The 23,801-nt window shown below is 58.7% G+C and carries 21 protein-coding genes; 10 read left to right on the top strand and 11 right to left on the bottom strand.

Features of this window, described 5'->3' with window-relative positions:
• Positions 1 to 88: 88 nt before the first annotated feature.
• Both QUE89_RS05060 and QUE89_RS05055 read right to left on the bottom strand, forming a co-directional pair.
• On the bottom strand, positions 89 to 2,362 hold the full coding sequence (locus QUE89_RS05060; protein ID WP_286222129.1) for a bifunctional diguanylate cyclase/phosphodiesterase: 2,274 nt from the start codon (positions 2,360 to 2,362) through the stop codon (positions 89 to 91).
• Positions 2,363 to 2,754: 392 nt separating this feature from the next.
• A complete protein-coding gene (locus QUE89_RS05055; protein WP_286222128.1) occupies positions 2,755 to 3,327 on the bottom strand; it encodes a histidine phosphatase family protein in 573 nt (190 codons plus the stop codon).
• 266 nt (positions 3,328 to 3,593) lie between these two features.
• Between QUE89_RS05055 and QUE89_RS05050 the strand changes: the two genes are divergently transcribed.
• The 6 genes from QUE89_RS05050 (at position 3,594) to QUE89_RS05025 (ending at position 10,662) form a co-directional block, all read left to right on the top strand.
• The gene (locus QUE89_RS05050) at positions 3,594 to 4,046 is read left to right on the top strand and encodes a YaiI/YqxD family protein (RefSeq protein ID WP_286222127.1); all 453 of its coding nucleotides are present in this window, start codon (positions 3,594 to 3,596) and stop codon (positions 4,044 to 4,046) included.
• A 106-nt stretch (positions 4,047 to 4,152) separates the two neighbouring features.
• Positions 4,153 to 5,970: an ABC transporter ATP-binding protein gene (locus tag QUE89_RS05045; RefSeq protein WP_286222126.1), complete on the top strand. Its 1,818-nt coding sequence runs from the start codon at positions 4,153 to 4,155 to the stop codon at positions 5,968 to 5,970.
• Positions 5,971 to 6,093: 123 nt separating this feature from the next.
• Positions 6,094 to 6,867, top strand: a complete 774-nt coding sequence (locus QUE89_RS05040) for an ABC transporter ATP-binding protein (RefSeq protein WP_286222125.1) — start codon at positions 6,094 to 6,096, stop codon at positions 6,865 to 6,867.
• Positions 6,857 to 7,816 carry an ABC transporter substrate-binding protein gene (locus QUE89_RS05035; RefSeq protein WP_286222124.1) on the top strand — a complete coding sequence of 320 codons (960 nt, stop codon included), beginning with the start codon at positions 6,857 to 6,859 and terminating at the stop codon, positions 7,814 to 7,816. Before QUE89_RS05040 ends, QUE89_RS05035 begins: the two co-directional genes overlap by 11 nt.
• A complete protein-coding gene (fhuB, locus tag QUE89_RS05030; protein WP_286222123.1) occupies positions 7,806 to 9,833 on the top strand; it encodes a Fe(3+)-hydroxamate ABC transporter permease FhuB in 2,028 nt (675 codons plus the stop codon). Before QUE89_RS05035 ends, fhuB begins: the two co-directional genes overlap by 11 nt.
• Positions 9,820 to 10,662 carry a (2Fe-2S)-binding protein gene (locus QUE89_RS05025; RefSeq protein WP_286222122.1) on the top strand — a complete coding sequence of 281 codons (843 nt, stop codon included), beginning with the start codon at positions 9,820 to 9,822 and terminating at the stop codon, positions 10,660 to 10,662. The genes fhuB and QUE89_RS05025 overlap by 14 nt, the downstream gene beginning before the upstream one ends.
• Positions 10,663 to 10,803: 141 nt before the next feature.
• On the opposite strand, the gene QUE89_RS05020 is transcribed toward QUE89_RS05025, so the two are convergent.
• Positions 10,804 to 12,978, bottom strand: a complete 2,175-nt coding sequence (locus QUE89_RS05020) for a TonB-dependent siderophore receptor (RefSeq protein WP_286222121.1) — start codon at positions 12,976 to 12,978, stop codon at positions 10,804 to 10,806.
• A 209-nt stretch (positions 12,979 to 13,187) separates the two neighbouring features.
• Here QUE89_RS05020 and QUE89_RS05015 point away from each other — a divergent pair, with 209 nt between their 5' ends.
• On the top strand, positions 13,188 to 14,309 hold the full coding sequence (locus tag QUE89_RS05015) for a PQQ-dependent sugar dehydrogenase (RefSeq protein ID WP_286222120.1): 1,122 nt from the start codon (positions 13,188 to 13,190) through the stop codon (positions 14,307 to 14,309).
• Here QUE89_RS05015 and QUE89_RS05010 read toward each other — a convergent pair.
• The gene (locus QUE89_RS05010) at positions 14,303 to 14,716 is read right to left on the bottom strand and encodes a GFA family protein (RefSeq protein WP_286222119.1); all 414 of its coding nucleotides are present in this window, start codon (positions 14,714 to 14,716) and stop codon (positions 14,303 to 14,305) included. The two genes, QUE89_RS05015 and QUE89_RS05010, sit on opposite strands and share 7 nt — an antisense overlap.
• 120 nt (positions 14,717 to 14,836) lie before the next feature.
• On the opposite strand from QUE89_RS05010, the gene dkgB reads away from it, so the two are divergent.
• Positions 14,837 to 15,646, top strand: a complete 810-nt coding sequence (gene dkgB / locus QUE89_RS05005; protein ID WP_286222118.1) for a 2,5-didehydrogluconate reductase DkgB — start codon at positions 14,837 to 14,839, stop codon at positions 15,644 to 15,646.
• Here dkgB and QUE89_RS05000 read toward each other — a convergent pair.
• The 3 genes from QUE89_RS05000 to QUE89_RS04990 are packed head-to-tail and all read right to left on the bottom strand — an operon-like array spanning position 15,582 to position 18,051.
• Positions 15,582 to 16,295 (bottom strand): DUF6064 family protein, encoded by a 714-nt coding sequence (locus QUE89_RS05000; protein WP_286222117.1) that lies wholly within the window; start codon positions 16,293 to 16,295, stop codon positions 15,582 to 15,584. The genes dkgB and QUE89_RS05000 overlap by 65 nt on opposite strands.
• Complete coding sequence (locus QUE89_RS04995; protein WP_286222116.1) at positions 16,292 to 17,227, bottom strand: aldo/keto reductase; 936 nt, start codon at positions 17,225 to 17,227, stop codon at positions 16,292 to 16,294. Before QUE89_RS04995 ends, QUE89_RS05000 begins: the two co-directional genes overlap by 4 nt.
• 53 nt (positions 17,228 to 17,280) lie before the next feature.
• Complete coding sequence (locus QUE89_RS04990; RefSeq protein WP_286222115.1) at positions 17,281 to 18,051, bottom strand: glutathione S-transferase N-terminal domain-containing protein; 771 nt, start codon at positions 18,049 to 18,051, stop codon at positions 17,281 to 17,283.
• Between the two features lie 259 nt (positions 18,052 to 18,310).
• Here QUE89_RS04990 and dacB point away from each other — a divergent pair, with 259 nt between their 5' ends.
• Positions 18,311 to 19,873 (top strand): D-alanyl-D-alanine carboxypeptidase/D-alanyl-D-alanine endopeptidase, encoded by a 1,563-nt coding sequence (dacB, locus tag QUE89_RS04985; protein WP_286222114.1) that lies wholly within the window; start codon positions 18,311 to 18,313, stop codon positions 19,871 to 19,873.
• A 52-nt stretch (positions 19,874 to 19,925) separates the two neighbouring features.
• Here dacB and QUE89_RS04980 read toward each other — a convergent pair whose 3' ends face one another.
• On the bottom strand, positions 19,926 to 20,168 hold the full coding sequence (locus QUE89_RS04980) for a DUF2798 domain-containing protein (RefSeq protein ID WP_286222113.1): 243 nt from the start codon (positions 20,166 to 20,168) through the stop codon (positions 19,926 to 19,928).
• A 190-nt stretch (positions 20,169 to 20,358) separates the two neighbouring features.
• On the opposite strand from QUE89_RS04980, the gene QUE89_RS04975 reads away from it, so the two are divergent.
• Complete coding sequence (locus tag QUE89_RS04975) at positions 20,359 to 21,255, top strand: DUF6279 family lipoprotein (RefSeq protein ID WP_286222112.1); 897 nt, start codon at positions 20,359 to 20,361, stop codon at positions 21,253 to 21,255.
• 4 nt (positions 21,256 to 21,259) lie between these two features.
• Here QUE89_RS04975 and QUE89_RS04970 read toward each other — a convergent pair whose 3' ends face one another.
• From QUE89_RS04970 to QUE89_RS04960, 3 genes are read right to left on the bottom strand one after another with little or no spacing between them, the layout of a single operon-like run.
• Complete coding sequence (locus QUE89_RS04970) at positions 21,260 to 22,030, bottom strand: SDR family oxidoreductase (RefSeq protein ID WP_286222111.1); 771 nt, start codon at positions 22,028 to 22,030, stop codon at positions 21,260 to 21,262.
• Between the two features lie 16 nt (positions 22,031 to 22,046).
• A complete protein-coding gene (locus tag QUE89_RS04965) occupies positions 22,047 to 22,736 on the bottom strand; it encodes a histidine phosphatase family protein (protein WP_286222110.1) in 690 nt (229 codons plus the stop codon).
• Positions 22,736 to 23,800 (bottom strand): phosphotransferase family protein, encoded by a 1,065-nt coding sequence (locus QUE89_RS04960; RefSeq protein WP_286222109.1) that lies wholly within the window; start codon positions 23,798 to 23,800, stop codon positions 22,736 to 22,738. Before QUE89_RS04960 ends, QUE89_RS04965 begins: the two co-directional genes overlap by 1 nt.
• Position 23,801: the final 1 nt, after the last annotated feature.

The raw sequence follows: 23,801 nt of genomic DNA, 5'->3' as shown, positions 1-23,801 counted from the left end.
TAAGGTTTATAGGGGATAGAGCTTAACGAAGGTTAGGGCTGGCACAAACATATTCATGCGGCCCAGTGCAGAAAAGGTCAGAAAAAATTCAGCTCACAGAAGCGGCGACCTGCTCCCGAACCCGCTCAATCGGCACTGGCCGGCTGAAGTAGAAGCCCTGGAAACGCCGGCATCCCATGGCGATCAGCGCATCAGCCTGGGATTTATGCTCGACGCCCTCAGCCACCAGCTCCAGGCCATGGTTGCTTGCGATGGCAACAATACTCTCGACCATATTCCGGGATTGCTGATCAGCGCTGATGTGATCGATAAAGGATTTATCGATCTTCAGCTCGTCGATGGGCAGGGTACGCAACAAGCTCAAGGACGAATAACCGGTACCAAAGTCATCCATGGACAGCCGAATGCCGGCCTTACGCAGTTGGTTCAACACCGGCAAGATCTTGGTGTGACCGGACATGAACAGGGTTTCGGTGATTTCCAGGGTCAGTTCGCTGGGCGCCACCTGATGGTAGTCGAGCTTGCCCAGGACCGATTCGGCAAACCCCGGCTGCATGATCTGCAGCACTGAAATGTTTACGGACAGCTCCAGCGGTGCTTCTTCCGAGCGGGGCAGAAAACTGAAATCAGCCAGGCTGTGATCCAGCACATAATCGCCCAGCTGAACCATCAGACCGGAGGCCTCGGCCACCGACACAAATTCATTAGGCGGCACGTATCCCAGTTCCTTGTCGTACCATCGGGCCAGGGCTTCCATACCGATCACCTGTCCGTTGGCGTCCACCTGGGTCTGATAGGCCATGGAAATCAGGTTCGGTTCCATTGCCCCCCGAAGTCGCTGTTCAATGTGCACACGGCGCAAATACCCGGTTTCGATATCGTTTCGGAACAGGCACACCTCATTCCGATTTCGTTTCGCCTTGTGCAGAGCGAGGTGGGCGCTGCGCACGATGCTGCTGAACGAATGCCCGTTCTCCGGGAAAATGGCTGCGCCAATGCTGGCGCCCAGCTGAAGTTCGAGCGTACCGCCCTGGATGCAGTGGCTGGTGTCGGCCAGCAGTCGCCAGCAGTAGTTGGACACCTGCTCCGGCTCACCCAGATGGGTGACAACAGCAAATTCATCACCACCGAGACTCGCCACAACCGCTTCTTCTCCGGCGTTCTTCCGCAAGCAGCGAGACCATTCCGCCAACACCCGGTCGCCAAAGTCCTGACCGAACCGATCATTGATGCCACGGAAATTATCTATGTCCACCAGCGCCATGCTGAACGGCTGGTGACTGTTAATGCGGGTGTGAATCTGGTCGATCAATCCGGCCCGGTTGAGCAGACCTGTCAGGTCATCGTGCCGGGACTGATGAAACAGTTCCTCCAGACGTTTTTTTTCAACCTTGTCGATGCGATTGAACAGGAAGTAAAGCAACACGGAGACTATGAAGAACAGACCCAGATAAATCGCCAACTCTTCGAAGAAGTCCCGGAGAATGCCGGCCATATCGGATTCGGAAATGATCCACAGCTCGAAGCGGGAATCGTAGACCGCAGCTCCCATGTAATTGCCACTGTCACGCTGGGAATAGAAGACCACTGCATCGTCATCAGCCTTGATAGCCTCAATGGTTCGACCAGTCTGCTTTTCCAGCCGTACCACTTCCTCACGTGCCTGCTCTTCTGTGCGTCGAATCGCGGCATAGTCCGCCGGGCCAACCCCTTCCCGGTCCAGGTACTGGAGATAACCATCGCGCTCACGGAACAGCATCAAACTGTCGGCCGCGCGGCTGTGGTGATCCTTGCGAAAGATTCCTCGGTCACTCTCAATTTCGAGACCGGCGGTCACCACCATTACCACTTCGCCACTGTCGTCCCTCAAGGCTTTGCGAACCGGAATAATCCATTTCTCGAGCGCCTCGAAAAAGTAGGTCCGACCCAGGATCAGCTTGTCTTCCGTGAGTGTCAGTTCAAAACTGGGGCCCGTTATTTCCGAGCCCCGGAGATTGGGTAATTGTTCCAGATTGACGTTGGAACTCAATGCAATGAATTGGCCATCTGGCCGCACCAGCCCGATGCCAGCAATGGAAGGATTGGAGGCCAGAATGCTGTCGAGCAGTGGCAGCGCATAGGGCACCTGAGGAAACTCACCCCGGCGCAACAGCTCGCGGCCAACAACGTCCAGTACCAGCTCCTGAGTACTGAGAATACTGAAGACAGATTGTGCAAAAAACTCGGCGCGGGATTGGTGATGACGCTCATAGCGATCAACGGTGTCATTCCAGGATGACGACACCAGAGCCGCCAGCAATACGAGGCCGCCGGCATACACGAGCCAGAAAAGCGTCCAGATATTTCGCTTGCGTGTCGTCAAACGTCCCCCCCGGGGCATGCCCATGTAAGTGCACGGACAACATGCCAAGCCTATTATAGGCCGAGTCCACCTCCGTCGAATTTACGATTAGTTAATCGGTCAATCATTACAGCGCCGGTCGGCATACGATGATCGAACGTCAGCGAAAGCGCTCCCTTCGACCGACGAAGAATGTCCACTATCTGGGTTCCGGACGCTTCGAAGTCGCGCCAAATCGCACGCAGCTGAGAAAGTTGCGCTGTGCGAAGGCAGGGACACTGATTAAAAATTAGTCGATTCAGAAAGAATGATCAACGCCGCTCGCGCTCCGGACAGCAAACAGCTCAGCCATCCCAACGCTCGGACTGCTGCCCTTTGAGGAGCAGCTCCGAATTCTAGACTTTTTTCACGAATTACTGCGCCGGCGACACCCGGGCCAGAATCTCCGGCGCATCCGACAGCGGGAGCGCAATGATCACGCCCTCATTCGAGGCCGGATAAACCCCGGTCAACGCCGTGGTATTCACCTGATGGGAGACCAGAATAATCGGCGCGCCCTCACCCATCTCATTTACGCCCTCAATAATCTCCCGGGTTTGTCTTTGCCCTTCACTCCGATTCTGAAAAAACGAATTCAACGGCGGCCAATCAGTCACGTCCCCCATATTCATCTCCGTCGCCGTGTCCATGCAACGACACCACTGGCTGGAATACACCCGGGCCTCATCAATGCCATGCTTGGCAAGAAAGGGTTTCCAGGAACGTGCTTGCGCCCGCCCTTCGTCATTCAGATTGCGCTGGGTGCTACAGTCACCCAGCTCGAATCGAGCCGGGTCGCCCATGCCTGGCGCAAGGGCGTGGCGCATCATCAGAATAGCCTCGCCACTTCGGAGGGCTTCCCAGGCCTCAGCATTGTCTTCCGCTGCAACCAACGGGAGCGACAATGCGAAAGAAAACAGCGCGAAAAATAATGCTCTAAAAGTCATCTCAATCCCTCCATATCCAAGCGCGGGCCCACCTGCATGGTCAGATCGAGGCATTGAGACAGTCCTTCCAAAAATGTCGTAGGCCAGGGAAGGCCGAAGACAAGCGCACATGGATGTGCCCGTAGCGGTTTTTGGAAGGACTGTCTCAATGCCTCAGTCACCTTTCACGTACTCCACCATAGGCAATACGCAGCTAACGACTACCAAGCCCACACCAACACCCGTTAAACTCCCCAAAAGACACCAAACCAACGAAGGACCAAACCATGCCAATCTGGGTCGACGCCGACGCCTGCCCTGTCCCCATTCGGGAAATCCTCTGCCGGGCCGCCACCCGCTGGCAGATCCAGACCACCTTCATTGCCAACCACGCCATCAACCTGCCACCGAGCCCCTACATCCAGCGCAAGCAAGTAGCCCACGGCTTCGACGTGGCTGACAACGAAATCATGGATCAGATGACGCAGGGCGACCTGGTGATCACCCAGGATATTCCGCTGGCTGCCGAAGCCATCGAAAAAGGCGCCGACGTGTTCAACCCGAGAGGCCAGGCCTTTACTAAAGAAAATATTCGCCAACGCCTCGCCATGCGCAACTTCATGGAAGAAATGCGCAACGCCGGCCAGGTTACCGGTGGCCCGGCTCCGTTCAGCCAGACCGATCGCAAGGAATTCGCCGACAAACTGGACCGCTGGCTGCAGCGTAATCGCCAGAGTTAACTATGCTCTGATCGAGAGCACAGACATTTGTTGATAATGATTCTCTTTAATTTTTAGGAGTAACCCGCTACCCTTCCCGCTTTCAAATTGCCCATGGAGTGAAGACATGTCCGGCCCTTCCAGTGCCTCCAGCCCGTCCAACAGCAGCTTCGCCGCCCTTGCCCGCCTGCTGAGATACGCCCGGGGCTATCGGCGCCAGATCATCACGGCCAGCATCTGCTCCATTATCAACAAGCTGTTCGACATTGCTCCGGAGATCCTGATTGGCGTCGCCATCGACGTGGTGGTCAACCAGGAAGAGAGCTTTGTCGCCGGCCTGGGCTTTGAAACCGCCCAGGAGCAGATCACCATTCTGGCGGTGCTGACCTTCTTCATCTGGGCCGGTGAATCCCTGTTCGAGTACCTGTTCCAGATCCTGTGGCGCAACCTGGCCCAGCGCCTGCAATCAGACTTACGGCAAGATGCCTATGAGCATGCCCAACGCCTGGATATGAGCTTCTTTGAGGCCCGCAGCTCCGGGCAGCTAGTCGCCACCATGAACGACGACGTTAACCAGCTGGAACGCTTCCTGGACGGCGGCGCCAACGCCATGATCCAGGTGCTGGTGACCGTGGTGGCAGTTGGCGCCGTATTCTTCGTGCTATCCCCACTGATTGCCCTGCTGGCGTTCACCCCCATCCCGCTGATCATCTGGGGTGCATTCTATTTCCAGCGCAAAGCCGGCCCGCTGTACGCGGACGTGCGGGAAAAGGTTGGCGATCTCTCCAGCCGCCTGGCAAACAACCTGGGCGGCATTGCCACCATCAAAAGTTTCACCTCGGAGCAGCGCGAAGCCGAGCGCCTGAAAGCCAGCAGCGAAGCCTATGTGGAGGCCAACCGCCGGGCCATTCGCATCAGTTCTGCGTTCATCCCGGTGATCCGTATGGCGATTCTGGCTGGGTTCCTGGCCACCTTTACCGTGGGTGGCATGATGGCCCTGGAGGGCTCGCTGAACGTCGGCGCGTACGGCGTGCTGGTGTTCCTTACCCAGCGCCTGCTCTGGCCGCTAACCGGCCTGGCTGAAGTGATCGACCTGTTCGAGCGGGCCATGGCCAGCACTCGTCGCATCCTGGATCTACTGGCCGAGCCGGTACACGTACGCGACCAGGCTAGCCAACCCATGGCCGAGCCGGTTAAAGGCCATGTCCGCTTCGAGCAAGTAAGCTTTCACTATCCTTCCAGTGGCGCTGGCATACGGGACATCGATCTGACCGTGCCTGCTGGCAACACCCTCGCCCTGGTCGGCGCTACCGGGTCTGGCAAATCCACCCTGATCAAACTGCTGCTGAGGTTTTACGACCCCAGCCACGGTCGCATCCTGATCGACGACCAGCCTATTCAGAGCGTCAGCCTGAAATCCCTGCGTAGCGCCATTGGCCTGGTGAGCCAGGACGTCTATCTGTTCGAGGGCAGCATTCGGGACAACCTCGCCTACGGCAAGCCTGACGCTACCGAGGCCGACATCATCGATGCCGCCAAAACAGCCGAGGCCTGGTCCTTTATTGAAGCCCTGCCCGATGGCTTGGACACGGCGGTTGGCGAGCGTGGCATACGGTTGTCCGGCGGCCAACGCCAACGCCTGTCCCTGGCACGCGCACTGCTAAAAGATCCACCCATCCTGGTGCTGGATGAAGCCACCAGTGCGGTGGACAACGAGACCGAGGCGGCCATTCAGCGCTCCCTGAGGCGCATTGGCCACAATCGGACAGTGATCATGATCGCCCATCGCCTGTCGACCATTGTCGACGCCGACACCATTGCCGTAGTTGAGTCAGGCAAGGTTGTGGAAGCCGGCACTCATGATGAACTGCTTGAACAGCAGGGCGCCTACCACGCCCAATGGCAGGTGCAGACCGGGCAGGCGATGCCGACAGTGCCTGCCTAAGAAAGCCCCAGCCCGAAACTACGACCGAGCCTGGCCGGAACCAGTCAGTCGCACTCAATAACATTATTGATAGTGATTCGCGTTTAGATTATGCTGCGGAGCTTCTGAGAACCGGGAGTCCGCATGTCTGCGTTTTTCGAAGTATCCAGCCTCGGTGTTCGCATCGGCGACACCACCATCGTTAAAGACATCAACCTCGACTTCCGGGAAGGTGAAGTAACTGCCCTGCTCGGCCACAACGGCTCCGGCAAATCAACCCTGCTCAAGGTGTTGGCCCGGCAACTTTCGCCAGCCAAGGGAGAAGTTCGCCTTCTGGGCAATCGCAACCATCGCACCGATGCCCGTGAATTCGCCCGTACCGTAGGTTACCTGCCCCAACACCCGCCCGGCACCGACGGCCTGACGGTCCGCGAGCTGGTGGCTCTGGGTCGCTATCCCTGGCGCGGACCTCTGGGACGTTACACAACTGACGACTACGCGTTAATTGACCAGGCAATTGCCGACACCGGTTTGACCCCGTTCCTTCATCGCTCGGTGGACACCCTGTCCGGTGGCGAGCGCCAACGGGCCTGGATTGCCATGCTGCTGGCCCAGCAAACCCGTTGCCTGCTGCTGGATGAACCCATTTCCGCCCTGGATGTAAAGCACCAGGTCGAAACCCTACGCCTGGTGCATCGACTGGCCGAGGAACGGGATCTGACCGTGGTGGTGGTTCTGCACGATGTGGATCTGGCCGCCCGGTTCTGTGATCGCCTGGTGGCGCTTCGTGGCGGCCAATTGATCGCCGATGGCACTCCGCAGGCGATCATGAACAGCGACACCCTGGAAACCATTTATGGCGTGCCCATGGGGGTCATGGAACGTGCCCCGGGCCAGTGGGTGTCCTATGTTCACTAACCGCCTGTTCACTAACCTCCTGTTCACTAAACCCCTGGCACGGATCGTGGCCGGCCTGTGCCTGCTGCTGTTGTCCGCAACGGCCGCGACGCAAACCTGGCAGCACGAACAGGGCCACCTGAGCCTGGATGGACCGCCGCAACGCATTGTCGCCCTGAACTGGGCCGCCACCGAAGCGTTGCTGCTGTTAGGGGTCACCCCGGTGGGAGTAGCGGACAAATCCGGCTACGCCACGTGGGTTCGTGAACCGGTACTGCCGGACCACGTGCCCAACATTGGTACCCGTGTAGCTCCAAGTCTTGAAGCCATTGCCGAACTTGAGCCAGACCTGATCGTCACCAGCTCGGAAATGGCACCGGCGGCCAACCTGCTACAACAAATCGCGCCCACCTATGTCAGCAGCGTCTACAAAAAAGGCTCCCAACCCTTTGCCAAAGCCCGGCAGATGCTCATTACCCTGGGTGAGATGCTCGACCGGGAAGATCGGGCCCGGGAGATACTGACTGATATCGACACCACCCTCGCGGACCAGCGCCGTCGCCTGGAAGCGCACGGCGCCCATGAGCGGCCAGTGGCGCTGGTCAGTTTCCTGGATGATCGCCACGTTCGCATCTTTGCGCCCAATGGCCTGTACCAGACCACCCTGGACGGTCTTGGACTGGACAATGTCTGGCCCCACGACGGCAACTACTGGGGTTTTTCCACAGTAGGCCTGGAAGCCATTGCGCCCTACCCGGACGGCCGGATTGTAGTGATTAAACCTACCCAGCCGGGCTTATCAGAAAAGCTCGCACAGAGCCCATTCTGGACCTACCTGCCCGCCGTACAACGCAACCAGGTGTATCAGATTGAGCCAGTGTGGCCCTTCGGCGCGGTGTTTCCGGTCAAGCGATTGGCCATTCAGTTAACGGACGCGCTGATCCGGGGAGGTGCAGACAATGTTCGCTGAGTCTCGCGTTGCCACCACCGCACCACGGCTGCCGGGCAAGCTACCACTGGCCGCCCTTTTGCTCTGGCTGGGAGCACTGGTGGCCAGCGCCGCGCCTTGGTTCCTTGAGCTGGCCCCAATCTCAGTCGTATCGGCGTTCTGGTCTTACGACGGCACTGATTACACCTCGGTGCTGGCTCACTTCAGCTGGGCTCCCCGGGTGTCCATTGCCCTGCTCATTGGCTGCGGCCTGGGCCTGGCCGGCGCCGTAACCCAGCAGGTGCTGGGTAACCCGCTGGCTTCTCCGACCACCCTGGGCGTGGAAGCCGGCGGGCAATTCGGCGTTACTATGGCCACCCTGTTCGCACCGGCCTTGCTGGCCTTCAGCCAGGACCTGGTGGCGGTTGCCGGTGGCCTGCTGGCGATCGGGATGGTTATCGCGCTGACCTGGCGGCTGGGATTCTCGCCAGTAACCGTCATTCTTGCCGGGCTGGTGATTACGTTTTTCATGGGCGCTTTGAACATGGCGTTCATGCTGATCAAGGGCGAATGGCTGGGCAATCTGTTTATCTGGGGCGCCGGCTCCCTGGTCCAGAACAGCTGGCAGCCGTTTACGGATCTTTGGCCGCGGGTTTTGATACTGGGCGCCGCCCTGGTGTTGCTGATGCGCCCCTTGCAACTGCTGCAACTCGGACAGGCTTCCGCCAGCTCCCTCGGAGCACGGGTCGGCCTGCTTCGAATGCTGGCGCTGTTCCTGGTGGTGCTAATGAGCGCCACCGTGGTCAGCCGGGTGGGCGTAGTCGCCTTCGTGGGCCTGGCGGCACCGGTTCTGGCACGCCTACTAGGTGCTAGAACGCTGCAGGAGCGTTTGATCTGGAGCACCCTGCTCGGTGGAGGGCTACTGCTATTAGCGGATACCTTGGCGCACTGGGCGTCCTCCTGGGGTGATGGCTCTCTGGTCCCGACCGGCACCACAACGGCGCTGATTGGCGGCCCCATTATTCTGCTGGCACTGCAGGGCTTCAAGAACACTCACCACATGCCCGGCCAAGAATCCAACCCCGGTGCTTTCCTGCCGAAACGACGCTCGGTTCTGGTCACTGGCGCGGTTCTACTGTGCCTGCTGCTGGCCACCTTTTTTGTCTCCATGGGCTGGTCACCGGGCTTGCAGGAATGGAGCTGGACACCCATCGCCGACTGGGGCGAAGCCTGGGTCTGGCGTGGCCCGCGGCTGCTCGCCGCCATTCTCGCGGGTATCTGCCTGGGCCTGGCCGGCAGCTTGATCCAGCGCATGACCGGCAACGTGATGGCCAGCCCGGAATTGCTCGGCATCAGCGGCGGCGCTGCTTTGGTCATGGTGCTGATTGTGCTCACCGGCACCGAGATCGGCCGCGCTGGCCAGTTGGGCGCGGCGACCCTGGGCGCGGCCGCCGCCCTCGGCCTGCTGATCCTGCTGGCCCGGCGCCATCGCTTTGCCGGAAACCAGCTGTTGCTAGGCGGCCTGGCGCTGTACGTCTTCATGGATTCCGGGCTGCGCCTGGTCATGGCCTCCGGCGGAACCGTTGCCGCCAAGCTGTTGAACTGGATGTACGGGGCCACCTGGCTGATTTCGGAAACCGAGGCCCTGAGTCTTCTTGGTCTAACCCTGGTGATTTGCCTCGGTCTGTTCATCGCGGTCCGGCCGCTGGCGCTGCTGGCGCTGGGCGACACCTCGGCCTCGTCGCTGGGTCTGCCGGTCACCCGGGCCCGCCTGGGGCTACTCATTCTTGCGGCCATTCTGACCGCTGCCGCCACGGTGGTCATCGGCCCGCTCAGTTTCGTCGGCCTGATTGCACCCCACCTGGCACGGGTACTGGGGCAGCAGACGGTTGGCCGGCAGATGATTGTCTCTGCCCTGGCCGGGGGCTTGTTGTTGGCACTGGCCGATTACCTGTCCCGGATCGTGATATTCCCGTCGCAATTACCGGCAGGCCTTCTGGCCGCGCTGGTCGGAGGTATTTACTTCCTGTGGGGGCTGAGCCGTCATGGCCGTGCCTGAGTTTCATTACACAGACTGGCGTGAGCACTATCGCCGGTTGCTGGCCGGCTCAGACCTCAACACCGATACGGTGTTGAGCCAGGCTCTGGCCCTGACGGGTTCTTCAAGGCAGGCTCAATGGCCTTCTGCCTCCGGACAAACAGTACCTATGTCCCTGGCGCAGTGCCTGGCTGAGCCGGAACGCCTGCGACACCAGCTCAGAAAGGATCATTCGGAAACCTCAGACGCCCGCCTGATGCGGGCGCATGTGTCTGTCGTGCAACAGGACCTGGCGCTGTCGGTGATTGCACCGCTGACGCTGAGGCTGTTTCGGGACGGTGAGGCACCGGTGCTGAATGAAAACGAGGTATTTCTAGGACCAGCCACTGGAGCCATAGCCAGTTCGCGCTGGTTTCATAGGCCGACCGGGCCATCGCTCGGTGTCGCTGACTTCGTGAATGATCTGGCTGACCAGTTTAACGCCTGGTACCCGGTATTTCGGAAGGCACTGGGCGTCAGCCCCGGCGCTTTCTGGAGCAGTATCGGGCTTGGCCTGGGCGCGCCGTTTTCAGCGGTGTGGAATCAAGCGGATGCGCAGTCGGTGTGCGCGCTGGCTCAGGCGTGGCTGGACAATTTTGACTGCGACGGCAGTCGGTTCGTGGGTTGGATTCCGGCGACATTCAACGGCCAAACCCGCGCCATACCCCAGCGCAAGGGGTGCTGCCTGAAGTACCTGCTGCCGGAAGGTGGTTACTGCGGCACCTGTGGCGTGCATCGCAAGGCGCGATTGGCAGAGCTCAACCGCCCAGCCCAGCACCTATCACCAGGCCAGTGGCAACCAGGACAATAAACAGTCCTGCGCCTGCGGCGATTTTCAATCCTTCGATCATTTCCTGTTCCGGTGTCATCGCTTTTACTCCCTGCATCCAATGCGTGGAAGAGACTACCGGAGTGGGCTATACCCACTCCGGTTCCAAGTCCATTCCGAGTTCTAGAACACCCGGGAAACGGTCAGGCTGGCATTGGCCGGATCGCCGTAGAAGCCCTGGGCGGCATCGCCAAACTTTTTCAAGCTTTCGATGTACTTTTCATCGGTCACGTTGTTGACGTTCAGTGTCGCGTTCCAGTCGCGGGCGAAGTCGTAACTGGCCATCAGATCAACCACCGCATAGCTCTCCTGCTTGGTTTCGTAGGAAATCGCGGTGCTGGCATCCGGACGATAGATCTGTTCTTGCGTGATCTCTGATTGCCAGCGAATTGCACTGCCCAGCTTCAGGCCTTCAACACCGGGCACTTGCCAGGTTCCACGCAGTTGAGCCAGGTGCTCCGGCAAAAAGGATTTTTCCGGGTTGCCGTCGGCATCCTCAATGTCGACATAGGTGTAGCCGGCAAACAGTTGAATGCGATCAGTCACATCACCTACAAACTCCAGCTCGACACCCTGGCTCTCAAGCCCGTCCTGCCCCCTGTAGTAAGGGTCCTGAGTCCCCGAATAGGTACCAGCCGCTTCTGCCACGTTTTCTTGTCTGGTCTGGAACAGTGCCACGGTGGTGTTCACACGGTCGTCAGCAAATTCGCTCTTCAGGCCAATCTCGTAGTTAACGCCATCAATCGGATCAAGACGGTCCCGGTTGATGTCTTCCTCGGTCTGCGGTGTGAAGATTTCCGTGTAACTGGCATAAACCGAGTGATCATCAGTGAGGTCGTAAATCAGGCCGGCGTAGGGTGTCTCCACTGCATCGTAGCTGGTGGACTTGCTGCTGCCGTAGCTTTCACCGTCGCTATCGAGCCAGGTAAGGCGCAGACCGGTGATGGCGGTCAGCCGGTCGGTCAGCGACCAGCGCGCAGCGGCGTAGGTAGCGACTTCTTTGTCGGTCCAGTCGGAACCGCCAACGCCGTTATCAAAAGTGGGCCTGGGGTAATTGCCCTGCCACTCATCGAGCGGCGGCAGCGGGTCACCTATACCCTGGCCATAGCGGGATTCGTCCACGGTTTCCGAGCGTGACCAGGTGGCGCCCAACACCAGTTCGTGGGTGCGTTTTGCCATCTTGAACGGGCCGGTGGCGTAGGCATCAACCACCCACTGCTCAACATCCAGATCGTATTGGCTGGGATAGGCGGCCAGCCCTTCCCCTGTATCGGGATCGGGCGTGCCAAACTGGTAGAACAGCTCGGATTCACTTTCGCTCTCCAGCCTCAGCACCGAGCCCTGGGCTCGCCAGCCATTCCCTAGCTGCTGCTGGAGTTCCACAAAACTGTTGTGCTGGGTGTTATCCCAATAGGACCAGTCTGACGAGGTGCTGGTCGACCGCGCGTAATCGGTCGCGGTGCCATCGGTATAGAACAGCGGTAAGGCACCCCACATCGGGCTGTCGGTATCGGAAGTCTGGATGGAGTGTCCCAGTGTCAACAGCGTGGTGGCGGTGAGATCTGCCTCGATCACGCCGTAGAACATCTGCTTCTCGTTGCTGTAACGGTCGAGGTAGGAGTCCTTGTCTTCATAACCCGCCACTATCCGGCCCCGAACCGCGCCGGATTCTGATACTGCACCGGACACATCGCCAACGATGCGCTTTTTGTCCCAGGAACCGCCGGTCACGGCGATGGAGCCCTGAGTATCTGCGGTTGGGCGTTTACGAATAAAGTTAACGGTGGCCGAAGGATTGCCCGACCCGGTCATCAGACCGTTGGCGCCACGCACCACTTCAACCCGGTCAAAAAAGGCGGTGTCCAGCTCGCCCTGTACGTTGTCGTATACCGCCGGCAGGCCCACACCGTCATATTGGAAGTTGTTAATGTCGAAACCGCGGGCGGTGTAATAGGTACGGTCAGTTTCCACCGATTCCACAGTCACGCCAGTGGTGCCTTCAAGAACATCGTTGATGTCGTTCTGGGCGAAGTCGTCCATCTGCTCGCGGGTAACCACCGTGACCGACTGCGGGGTTTCCCGGTGGGTCAGCCCCATCTTCATGGTGGTGGTAGTGGTTTCAGCCACGTAGCTTCGGGTTTGCTCAGAACTTGCCGCTTCTCGCTTCGCGGACACTTCAAGCGGCTCCAGAGCCACCGGCTGCTGGCCCTGGGCTACCGTCAGACCTGGCATCGAAGCCGCCATGATTGCAGTAAACAGCGCCTTGCGGCGAAAGCCGGTTTCGGACATTCGGGACATCGTTTTCTCCGTTTTTTTAAGTCACTCAGGTTTAATCTGCACATCTTAATGCGAATCATTATGATTTAAAATAATTAATTTGAGTTGCAGCAAATTTCGGACCTTGAAAACAGATGCGGTAACGGCAGTAAAGTGTGACAAGTGCTATTCTGAGAGCTCCGCCGTACCGCATTTTGATGCCCCAACCACAACACCCAAGGGAGATCCCGATGCCCTCAATAAGATCTCTGGCAACGGCCTGCTGCGTTTACCTTGCGGCCCTGCCCTGTGCGTTTGGCCAGACCTTTTCATCGGATGGCGCAACCTTCCGACTGGACACAGTTGCCACCGGACTGGAACACCCCTGGAGCCTGGCTTTCCTTCCCGACGGCTCACTGCTGGTGACCGAGCGTGCCGGCAGGCTTCGGCTGATCCGCAATGACAAACTGCTTTCGGAGCCAGTTGCCGGCGTACCTGATCTGGTGGTGTCTGGCCAGGGTGGCCTTCTGGACGTGTTGCTTCATCCCGAGTTCGCCGATAACCGAACGCTGTTCCTGAGTTACTCGCACCGGAATCGGGATGGCATGACTACCCAGGTTGCCCGGGCAACGCTGGAAGAAAAGCGTTTGAACAACGTTGAAGTGATCTTCGAGGCCATGCCCCGGTCTGGGAAAAGCCGCCACTTCGCAGGGCGCATGGCGTTCGATGAAACCGGACATCTCTACATTGCGGTCGGGGATCGGGGGGAAATGGATCGTGCCCAGGATATGTCGGACGACGCCGGCGGCGTGCACCGGATCACCATTGATGGTGAACCCGCGCCGGACAACCCCGAGCTCGACAACCCTCGCATCAACGACACCTTCTTCACCTGGGGCAACCGCAACATTCAGGGCATGACGATACACCCGGACACAGGAGCCGTCTGGACCCATGAGCATGGCCCACGGGGTGGCGACGAGATCAACATTCTGAGTGCTGGCACAAACTACGGCTGGCCGGAGATCACCTACGGAATCGACTATTCCGGACTACCGATCACCATGGATACGGAAAAGGACGGTATGGCCCAGCCCCTGCACTTCTGGGACCCCTCCATTGCGCCGTCAGGTATGGCGTTTTACACCGGATCGCAGATACCGGAGTGGCGCGGCGACCTGTTTGTTGGCGCACTGAAGATGCGGAAATTGGTACGGCTAAAAATAAATGAGGGCGAAGTCGTTGAAGAGGAGGATTTGCTGACAGACCTGGGAGCGCGCATCCGGGATGTTCGGATGGGACCGGAAGGCGCGCTTTGGCTACTCACCGATGCGCCCGAAGGCAAGGTTTACCGCCTGGTTCCCGCTCAGTGAGGGTCGTTGGTGCGCTCTGTTTTGTCGAACTGGGGCAAATCGTCAGTTATCTCGAACCAGTCTGACTTGGAACCGACGTAAATGTGCCGGGACGGACTTTTTTCCAGCGGCTCGTTGATGACACCTATCCGCAGGCGCAGGATACCCGGAATGGCATCCAGGCGGCTGTACAGGTGACTGCCGCACCGATTGCAGAAAGCCCGGTATTTGCCGGGGCGGGATTCGAATTCGGTAACCCGCTCTTCACCGGTCAGGTACTGGAAGTGGACTTTCCGGACCGGTGAACTCGCCGAAAAAGCGCTGCCATGAGCCCGGCGACACTGACTGCAGTGACACAAAGAAATCGGTCCGAGCGGGCCGTCGTATTCAAAGGTAATGTCGCCGCACAGGCATTGGCCGGTAAACATGGGAATCTCTCTCGGTTCAGCGGGTCGAATCAAATCAGCGCCGATGATACCCGGCGGCCACTTGAAGAACCAGCGCGCCGGCACCATCTAAAGATCACACAGAACGAACAGGAGGAACGTATGTCATTCAGCACACTTCCGAATATCGGCATGGGAACTTTCCGGCTGAAAGGCAATGATGCACGGGATGCCGTCAAAAGTGCCCTGTCTCTGGGTTATCGACACATCGATACCGCCCAGATGTACGAGAACGAGGCGGAAGTTGGCGATGGCATTACCTCCAGTGGCATTCCCCGTCGTGAAATCTTCCTGACCACCAAAATCTGGCATGATCAGCTACGCGCCAGCGACCTGATCAACAGCCTGCACGACAGCCTGGCTCGCCTGAAGACTGACCACGTCGATCTGACGCTGATCCATTGGCCGTCACCGGACGACGAGGTCCCCATGGTGGAGTATCTCAACGCCCTGCGGGATGCCCAGCGGGAAGGCCTGACCACGCACATTGGTCTTTCGAACTTCACCTGCGCCCAAATGGATAAAGCTGTAGAGATTCTGGGCGAAGGCGCGCTGCTCACCAACCAGGTGGAAGTGCATCCGTTCCTGGCCAACCATAAGGTGGTTGAGCACGCCCAGAAGCTTGGCATCACCGTAACCGGTTACATGCCGCTGGCCGTTGGCAAGGTAATGGAGGATGAAACGCTCCAGCGCATCGGCCAGGCTCACAACGCAACGCCGGCTCAGGTTGCCATTGCCTGGGTTGCGTCCAGAGGCATAGTGCCGATTCCGTCATCCACCCGTCCCGCGCACCAGAAAGCCAACCTCGATGCGTTGAACATCACGCTGAGCGAGGAAGAGATTCGCGCTATCGACGAACTGGATCGCGGTGAACGGATTGCGGATCCCGGCTTTGCGCCGAACTGGGACTGAGCCAGCAGCTCAGGGCCAAAAAAATGAGCGTGGCCGCCGGCAGCAGCAGGAGCCAATCCATCTGTAATGCCCAATAGGTGGCCGCGCTGAACAGCACCCAGAGCAAGGGGATTGGCAGCAATGACCAGAGCAACGCCCTGGGCATTATCGCCAATACCAGCGAACTGGCGGCCAGGGTGACGTCCGGCGTTAACCCAAACACCGCCATGGCCCCCAGCTCTCCGGACTGCAGCACCGTCACCCAGGGCAGCGCCACAACGCCGGTCAGCCAAAGCCCTGTAAACACCCCGGTTCTGCGCTTCGGAATCGGCTCCAGGTGGCAGACGGTGGCCACAGCTACCATTACCAATCCTTGAGCCACGAAAGCCCAGCCAAACCATGCCGCCGGCCAGTTTATTTCGCCAAAATAGCGGATCAGAAAAACGGCCCCACTGACAATCCAGGCGGCAGCAACCAACCACACTGCCAAACGACGCAATGCAGGCGCTGGCCGGCAAATCAACCAGGGCACAACCAACGTCAGCGGCACGATTAGCAGTTGCCAGGGCCAGACATCCTGATTGAGCCGGATGAACAACCGAAGAAATACCTGCGGCCCAAACATCAGAAAATCCTGCAAGGAATAGCTCAGCCAGTCGACCTCCGTCACAGCGACCTCACAAATGCCGCCATCCGCTGCCGTTGCGATTCGCTGGGCAGCTGGCCGTACATCGCCGCCATATTCTGCTGCATATGGGCCACTTGCGAGGTTGCCGGAATAGCGCAAGTGACCGCCGGATGGGAGATCACGAACTTCAGGAAAAACTCCGCCCAGCTGCTGACTCCAGCTTCCGCCGACCAGGGTGGCAAAGATTCCGACTGCACCCGCCGAAACAACGCGCCTCCCTGGAACGGCCGGTTCACTATCACGGCAATTCCCCGGTCACGGGCCAGGCCCAGTAGCGTCGATTCCGCCTCCCGATCCAGGACGTTGTAGGTTAGCTGCACGAAATCCAGTGGTTCGGTATTCATGATCCGAGCAAGGTCATCGTGACGCCGGCCATGGGAAGTAGTGATTCCAAGGTAACGGATCTCGCCACGGGCCTTCATCTCCTTGAGGGTCTCAAGGTGCCCCCGCCAACCCAACAGATTGTGCACCTGTAGCAGGTCAAAGCGGGCTACCCCCCACCTGTTACGGGACGAGTCAGCCTGCGCACGGGTAGCGGATTCATCAGCCGTCCAGATCTTCGTTGCGGCAAAAACCTGATCATGCGCCTGTAGCGCATTCAGCGCCTTACCCAGAACATCGGCTGAAGTTCCATACATGGGCGAACAGTCGACCACGCTTCCACCGCGATCCAGGAACGTTTTGAGTACCTCTGTTCGGTTCTCAACGAGATAGGGATCGTTGCCCACGTTGAAGGTAATCCAGGTGCCCATGCCCAGGGCGGGCACCAATTCGCCGGTGGAGGGGATGGTGCGCGAGATGGGAGAAGCCGCAGTGCCGTCCGCCAGATCCGCAAACAAACCCGGGGATTTCAGCGCAAGCCCGGTGACACCGGCGCCAATCAGGAGCTGTCTTCGTGTTAGACGCACCGCCATGTCTCGCCCTCCTTCCTTGCCCTTGCGCACAGTATCGACCTAATGGACGGGCGTCAGGCCCCGTAGTGGGTCTCCAGATACTTCAGAATCCGTGCTGACTCGAACAGTCCTTCGTCCGTATTCGGATCTTCCAGGTAGGGCACCTGTACCCGCCTGTGTTGCTGGAAGAAGACATCCCGTTTGCCGCCTGGAATCGGTGTATACGGCCCCGGCTTCAGGCGCTGCGTTGCGGGTCCGACCTCGGTCCAGTGCTCCTTGCCCAGGTTATGCAGCGTGTAAGGGATCTCGAGCTCACACAGCCGTTCCCGAACCAGGCGCGAAAAAGGGCTGCCCTCAAAACTCCACAGGTGCAACGGTTGCACTGGCTGGCTACTGGCCCTGGCTCTCAAACCCCGCAAGGCACTGACAGCCGACGCGACTGAACCCACCGCCGGCTGCCAGGGCTTGCCCCGATAAAACTTCGGGACCGGACGTCCGGCGTATTCCCGGAACAGGTAGGCCACAATGTCGCTGGATTCATACATGACGGTGTCGGTGTTTTTATCCACCAGCAAAGGGAATTGCTGTTTGCCCCCGATCTCGGCGGCTTCCTCCCGAAAACGTTGGCCGCCCTTAGGGCACGGACGGATTTCGACATCCAGGTGCAACGCCGTGAATGCCTCACGGACACGCCGACAAAACGGGCAGGCTTCCATGTCATAAAGAATGATAGGCAGCTCGGGCTGTACGCACTTCTTTACCACCATGCAGCCCCGCCAGGCCGACAGAGACGAGGTTGTTACTGACCCGAGCACGTTGACGTTATGAGCAAGTAAATTGGGCATAGCAAGAAACCTTCAGTTAGTGATTCTCTTAAATATCATGCCATCGACCGGTTTTCCATTGGCCCGCCGGCGCTTATCGCAGTCAGCAACTTCATGATTCAAAAGGGCACTTACAGGAAGTCACAAAAAATCAATACAAACAATGACTCTACTGCCATTTTTTAACGTCATGTATAGGTTTTCTGCATAGTACGCGCAGCAAAGATGGGCTATTGTTGAAAGATAAGAATCCAACCATCTTCATCAGGGTAACCCGGGTATGCAGCGCGCTCACAAGGCAAGAGACAAGAGCTCGTTTTTCAAACGTTCGGTCATCGCCGCAGGTTCTGCGCTTGCATTGGCCGTCAGCCCTGCCCTGCTGGCCCTCGACAAAGACGATGCCGGTTTTTCTTCGGCCCGGGTCTGGAGCAATCAGGTTCGTGATTACGCTGCCAAGTCCCTGGACGCCGAGAACGCCCTGAGTGTTGCCGCTATTCCCCTGAATGGACCGGGCATCGAGCAGTACATCAATGCCGACGAGCTGATGAGCCCCGGCTCCATCATGAAGCTGGTCACCACCTACGCCGCCCTGGAAATCCTCGGCCCCAGCCACCACTGGGATACCGATTTCCTGACCGACGGTGATATGGTCGGCGACACCCTGAACGGCAACCTTTACGTTCGCTTTGGCGGCGACCCCAAGCTCACCATTGAACGGCTGTGGAGCACCCTGCGGGAACTGCGCAGCATGGGGATTACCACCATCAAAGGCAACCTGATTCTGGATGGCAGCTATTTCAGAATAGACGGCGGCTTCCCTCAATTCGAGGACAATGGCGACAATCCTCACGCGCCATTTCTGGTAGAACCGTCACCCTACCTGACCAACCTGAACCTACTGCATTTCCAGGTGCGTGCCGACGAACGCGGCACCCAAGCCTGGAGTGTGCCGGCATTGACCGATGTAATGATTGATAACCGCGTCACTACAACTGCAGAAGGCGCCTGCCCCAGCCGCCGAAGCTTCGAGTGGGAACCCATTTTCCACGATGACAACAAGGTGACCGTTCGGGTGATCGGCTCCCTGCCCCAGGGCTGTCGAACCACCCGTTACCTGTCATTGATGCCTCATGACCAATACAGCGCTGCCCTGATCCGGTCGATGCTTGCGGAAACCGGCGTTGCAGTCATGGGCGCTAACAGCACTGGAGAAACACCTGAAGACGCTCGCCTGGTCATGAAGACCACCTCTCCCGATCTGGTCGCCATGGTGCGCGATATCAACAAATGGAGCAGCAACGTGATGGCGCGCCAGATGCTGCTGAATATCGGGGCCGAGAACCGGCAGGACGATGAGGATGATGATCGGGTTGCCGGCATTCGGGTGATTTACGACTGGCTGGAAAAGAAAGGCATCAACACCGCTGGCATGGTGATTGATAACGGCGCTGGCCTTACCCGCCATGGCCGCATCACCGCGCGCCAGGGTGCTCAACTGCTGCAACACGCTTGGAACAGCCCGTTTTCCGCTGATCTGATGGCCTCCATGCCCATCATCGCGATGGATGGCACCATGGCCCGCCGGTTACGTAACACCGGCATGGACGGCAGCGGCCGGATCAAAACCGGTTACCTGGAAGATGTTCGTTCCATCGCCGGCTTCACCCGGGATGAACACAACACAACTTGGGCTGTAGTTGGCATGGTCAACAACGATCCTGCCTGGAACGGCCAGGCGGTTCTGGACCGGGTTTTGTACTCTCTGCACTACCGCCCACCGACTGGCACTGCATTCTCGCGGGCCGAGTCCGGTAACGGTAAGCCAAAAACCTCGATTCAATAAAACAGCCCCGGTCAAGCCGGGGCTGTTTGGTTCATGGCGAAATGGCCGAGCTTCAGAACTCAAAGCGCCGGAGGGTGAACTCGGTTAATTTTGCCGCCAGCGGCGCTATGAAAGTTACCAGGGGAAAAGCCACCGCCCACGCAACCAGCCAGGCTGCGGCCCAACGGGCGAGGTATCCGGAATCGATGCCGGTGTTGAGCCAGGTGATAACGCCAGACATCAGAAACGACATGATGCCGGACATATAAATACCGAAAACCAGCTGTCGGACCCGCGCAGGCTTGAGCTTACTCATACTATCTCCCGTTGGGGCCCCAAACCGATATGGAGCCGCATCTGAATTGGACTAAATACCGTACACTGACAGGATAGGAACTGAGCATGCTAGTAAGCCTGCGGTCTTTTTACGAGCGCTCTTTTTAGCAACTGTTTTGAGCGAGTAATCGTGCCGAGCACTCGCTCCCCCTGGCCACACTGGACGAACCATGAACAGGCAGACCGTCGCACCGAACAAATCCCTTCTCTGGAGCACACTGCTACTCGCCGCACTAATCGTGTTGTCCGGTTGCAGCTCAACGCGCATGGCCTACCGCTACGCGGACTGGGGTGTTGTCTGGTGGGTAGAGGATTACGTAACCCTGACTGATGCCCAGAAAACACAATTGTACGACGACCTGGACGACCTCCGGGGCTGGCACTGCGCCACGGAACTGCCCAAATATCAGGTGTGGTTGGACACACTGGAAACCGATGTCCGCCAGCAAAACATCACGCCTGAAGTCCTCTCAGAACACCAAGACGAGCTTCTGGGGTTCTTCCCTCCATTGCTCTCCAGGGCCACCCCGATCGCGAGCAGACTACTTGCCAGCTTGAACGATACCCAGGTGCGCGAGCTAACCAATAATATGGCAGAACGCCAGCGCGAAATGGAGCAGGAGTATTTAGGCGAGGATCCCGAAACCACCGCGGCAGCCCGCGCTGAGCGCACCTCGGAGAGACTGGAGCGTTGGCTGGGCAATTTAAACAACGACCAGCAAGCTATCGTTACCCGCTGGTCGGAACAACGCGATCGCCAGACCGAAATCTGGCTGGAGGGCCGTCGCAACTGGCAGCTAGCCTTCCTTGATGCGCTGGAACAGCGCCAGAAACCGGGATTTGAACAGGAGATTGCACGACTGCTGAACGAGTCTACATCGATACGGGGAGACGAATACGAGGCCATGATGGAGCGCAGCAGAGTCGCCCTGAACACCCTGATCCATGATGTGGTGGCAGCAGGCGACACGGCTCAACTGGCCCATCTGGAAAACCGGACCGCTGAACTTAACCGCGATTTCGAAGCCCTGACCTGCTCGCCCGGGCCCGAAATCGCTGAACGCTAACCGTTTAGATAGTCAGGTAACCACCGTCGGCGTTGATGCAGGCACCCGTTGTGTAGCTTGAAGCGCCAGACACCAGATACAGCACCGTGCCAGCCATCTCGTCAGGATCAGCCACCCGCTTCATGGGGATGTGAGCCATGGCCTGCTTCTTGATGGCTTCGTTGGTGGTCAGGGCACTGGCGAACTTGGTGTCGGTCAGCCCCGGCAGCAGCGCGTTCACTCGAATGTTCTGCTGGCCCAGTTCCATGGCAAACGACTTGGTCATGGAGATAACCGCCGCCTTGGTGATCGAGTAAATGCCCTGATAATGACCGGGATTCACCCCATTCACCGACGCCACGTTCACGATCGCGCCGCCGCCAGCTTTCTTCATCATCTGCGCGCCCCGGGCGCACATGAAGAAATAACCCCGGATGTTCACATCCACGGTCTTATCAAACGCACCCAGATCCGTATCTTCAATCGGCCCGAAGTAAGGGTTGGCGGCCGCGTTGTTGACCAGAATATCCAGCTTGCCGTGGGTTTTCTCAATGTGCGCCCAGATACCCTCGATCTGATCCATCTCACCAATGTGGCAGGCATAGGCTTCGGCGCTGCCACCGGCTTCGCGGATGCTGCCCGCTACGGCCTCACAACCATCAATCTTGCGACTGCTGACAATCACGTGGGCGCCATAGTTGGCCAGGGTGCGCGCAATGCTTTCACCAATGCCACGGCTGGCACCGGTAATCAGCGCCACCTTGCCAGTCAGATCAAACAGGTCTTTGCTGCTCATTCGTTTACCTCAATCGTTATCGGTAGGTCACCAGGGCGGGGTCTTCCGCTTCCAGGTGACTGTAGTTGTTAAAAACGGACAGGCTGCGACGGGGGCCGGAGTAAAGCACACGGGTAACGCTGGTGTTGGCAATTACCTCGTTCAGCCCCAGTGCCCGGGCATCATCCAGCTCCAGGAGCTCCTGACAGATCACCGAGATCGGGCCACCGGAGGTAGCCACCAGAACGTCACTGCCATCGGCATACTCGACCATCTCCTCGAACGCCTGTACCACCCTGGCTTTGAACCCGGGCCAGGTTTCCGAATAGTCGCTGTCGTGCTGCCCCGAGGCCCAGCGCCGAACCGCTTGAACAAAGGCTTCCTGGAAGGCCTTGGCAGGTTTCGGAAACGCCCTGAGGTCGCGGGTCATGATCTCGCGATCTTCCCATTCCGGCCGATAGCGCGTAACCACCTCGTTGTGGTCAAACTCGTTGAAGCCCGGGGTGACCTGCATATCAGGCAGCTGACTGCCAAAGCCGGTGGTAATGGCCTCAACCGTTTCCCGGTGGCGCTCCAGATTACCGCCAAAGACCGCACCCGGGGTTAACCGATTGGCCAGCCAACGCCCCAGCACCCGGCCCTGCTCCCAGCCCGTCGGCGAGAGCTGATCGTAGTTGGCCTTGCCAAAACTGGCTTGGCCATGGCGCACCAGATAGACAGTCGCCATTACAGGGAACTCTCTGCAATCAGACGCTGACACCGCTTCTCCAGGTAATTAGCCGCGTGGCCAAATGCTGCAAAACGCTTGTCCTTGGTCTGGCCGTGGTAGAAGCGGTAGTAAATCTGCTGGACGATAACCGCCAGCCGGAACAGCCCGTAGATCTCATAGAAATCGAAGTTATCGACCCGGAAACCGGACTTTTCCATGTAGTACTCCACCACCTCATTGCGGCTCAGCATGCCCGGGCGATGGGTGGGCTGGCGCCGCAGCATCTGAAATGGGCCTTCGTCGTCAGCTTCAATCCAGTACGCCAGGCTGTTGCCCAGATCCATGAGCGGATCGCCGATAGTCGCCATTTCCCAATCGAGCACACCCACCACTTCAAACGGGTTGTCTGGATTCAGCACCACGTTGTCGAACCGGTAGTCGTTGTGAATCACCACCTGGGCAATGTCGTCCGGCATCTTGTCGTTGAGCCATGACATGACTTCTTCAAAATCGCCGACATCCTCGGTGCGCGCCTTGCGGAACCGGTCACTCCAGCCGCCAATCTGACGCTGCACGTAGCCGGCGCCCTTGCCCAGCTTGTCCAGGCCAGTTGCCTGGGCATCCACCCGGTGCAGGTCCACCAGCTTGTCGATCACATTCAGGCACAGCTTGCGGGTGTCCGCTTCGCTCAGGTCGAAACCATCCGGGAAATCCTGACGCAGAATGATGCCCTTCAGGCGCTCCATCACGTAGAAATCACAACCGAGAACATCGTGGTCGTCACAAATGGCAATGATGTTGGGCACGTAGGGATAAACCGGCTTCAATGCCTGCATAACCTTGGCTTCGCGCAGCATGTCGTGTGCGGACTTGGCGATCTTGCCAAACGGCGGCCGGCGCAGCACGAACGAGCGCTCACCATAATCCACCTGATAGGTCAGGTTGGAGGCGCCGCCCGGGTACTGCCGGATTTCAGGTTCACCGCTCAGATCGGGAATCGCCTGCTTCATAAACCGGTCGACCACCGCCACATCCAGCTCTTCGCCTTCGCGGACATCCTTTGCCTGATCAATCTGGGTCATT

It is taken from the genome of Marinobacter sp. LA51, assembly GCF_030297175.1.
GTDB lineage: Bacteria > Pseudomonadota > Gammaproteobacteria > Pseudomonadales > Oleiphilaceae > Marinobacter > Marinobacter apostichopi.
Note: the sequence above shows the minus strand (reverse complement) of the source record. Positions and strands in the feature narration are given on the sequence as shown.

Bases quoted from the DNA above. Each gene is read 5' to 3' on its own strand.
- QUE89_RS05015 (WP_286222120.1), top strand. From the start codon at position 13,188: ATGCCCTCAATAAGATCTCTGGCAACGGCCTGCTGCGTTTACCTTGCG.
- QUE89_RS04980 (WP_286222113.1), bottom strand. From the start codon at position 20,168: ATGAGTAAGCTCAAGCCTGCGCGGGTCCGACAGCTGGTTTTCGGTATT.
- QUE89_RS05025 (WP_286222122.1), top strand. From the start codon at position 9,820: ATGGCCGTGCCTGAGTTTCATTACACAGACTGGCGTGAGCACTATCGC.
- QUE89_RS05020 (WP_286222121.1), bottom strand. From the start codon at position 12,978: ATGTCCCGAATGTCCGAAACCGGCTTTCGCCGCAAGGCGCTGTTTACT.
- dacB (WP_286222114.1), top strand. From the start codon at position 18,311: ATGCAGCGCGCTCACAAGGCAAGAGACAAGAGCTCGTTTTTCAAACGT.
- QUE89_RS05050 (WP_286222127.1), top strand. From the start codon at position 3,594: ATGCCAATCTGGGTCGACGCCGACGCCTGCCCTGTCCCCATTCGGGAA.
- QUE89_RS04960 (WP_286222109.1), bottom strand. From the start codon at position 23,800: ATGACCCAGATTGATCAGGCAAAGGATGTCCGCGAAGGCGAAGAGCTG.
- QUE89_RS04995 (WP_286222116.1), bottom strand. From the start codon at position 17,227: ATGGCGGTGCGTCTAACACGAAGACAGCTCCTGATTGGCGCCGGTGTC.
- QUE89_RS05010 (WP_286222119.1), bottom strand. From the start codon at position 14,716: ATGTTTACCGGCCAATGCCTGTGCGGCGACATTACCTTTGAATACGAC.
- QUE89_RS05045 (WP_286222126.1), top strand. From the start codon at position 4,153: ATGTCCGGCCCTTCCAGTGCCTCCAGCCCGTCCAACAGCAGCTTCGCC.
- QUE89_RS04975 (WP_286222112.1), top strand. From the start codon at position 20,359: ATGAACAGGCAGACCGTCGCACCGAACAAATCCCTTCTCTGGAGCACA.
- fhuB (WP_286222123.1), top strand. From the start codon at position 7,806: ATGTTCGCTGAGTCTCGCGTTGCCACCACCGCACCACGGCTGCCGGGC.
- dkgB (WP_286222118.1), top strand. From the start codon at position 14,837: ATGTCATTCAGCACACTTCCGAATATCGGCATGGGAACTTTCCGGCTG.
- QUE89_RS05035 (WP_286222124.1), top strand. From the start codon at position 6,857: ATGTTCACTAACCGCCTGTTCACTAACCTCCTGTTCACTAAACCCCTG.
- QUE89_RS04965 (WP_286222110.1), bottom strand. From the start codon at position 22,736: ATGGCGACTGTCTATCTGGTGCGCCATGGCCAAGCCAGTTTTGGCAAG.
- QUE89_RS04970 (WP_286222111.1), bottom strand. From the start codon at position 22,030: ATGAGCAGCAAAGACCTGTTTGATCTGACTGGCAAGGTGGCGCTGATT.
- QUE89_RS05040 (WP_286222125.1), top strand. From the start codon at position 6,094: ATGTCTGCGTTTTTCGAAGTATCCAGCCTCGGTGTTCGCATCGGCGAC.
- QUE89_RS04990 (WP_286222115.1), bottom strand. From the start codon at position 18,051: ATGCCCAATTTACTTGCTCATAACGTCAACGTGCTCGGGTCAGTAACA.
- QUE89_RS05055 (WP_286222128.1), bottom strand. From the start codon at position 3,327: ATGACTTTTAGAGCATTATTTTTCGCGCTGTTTTCTTTCGCATTGTCG.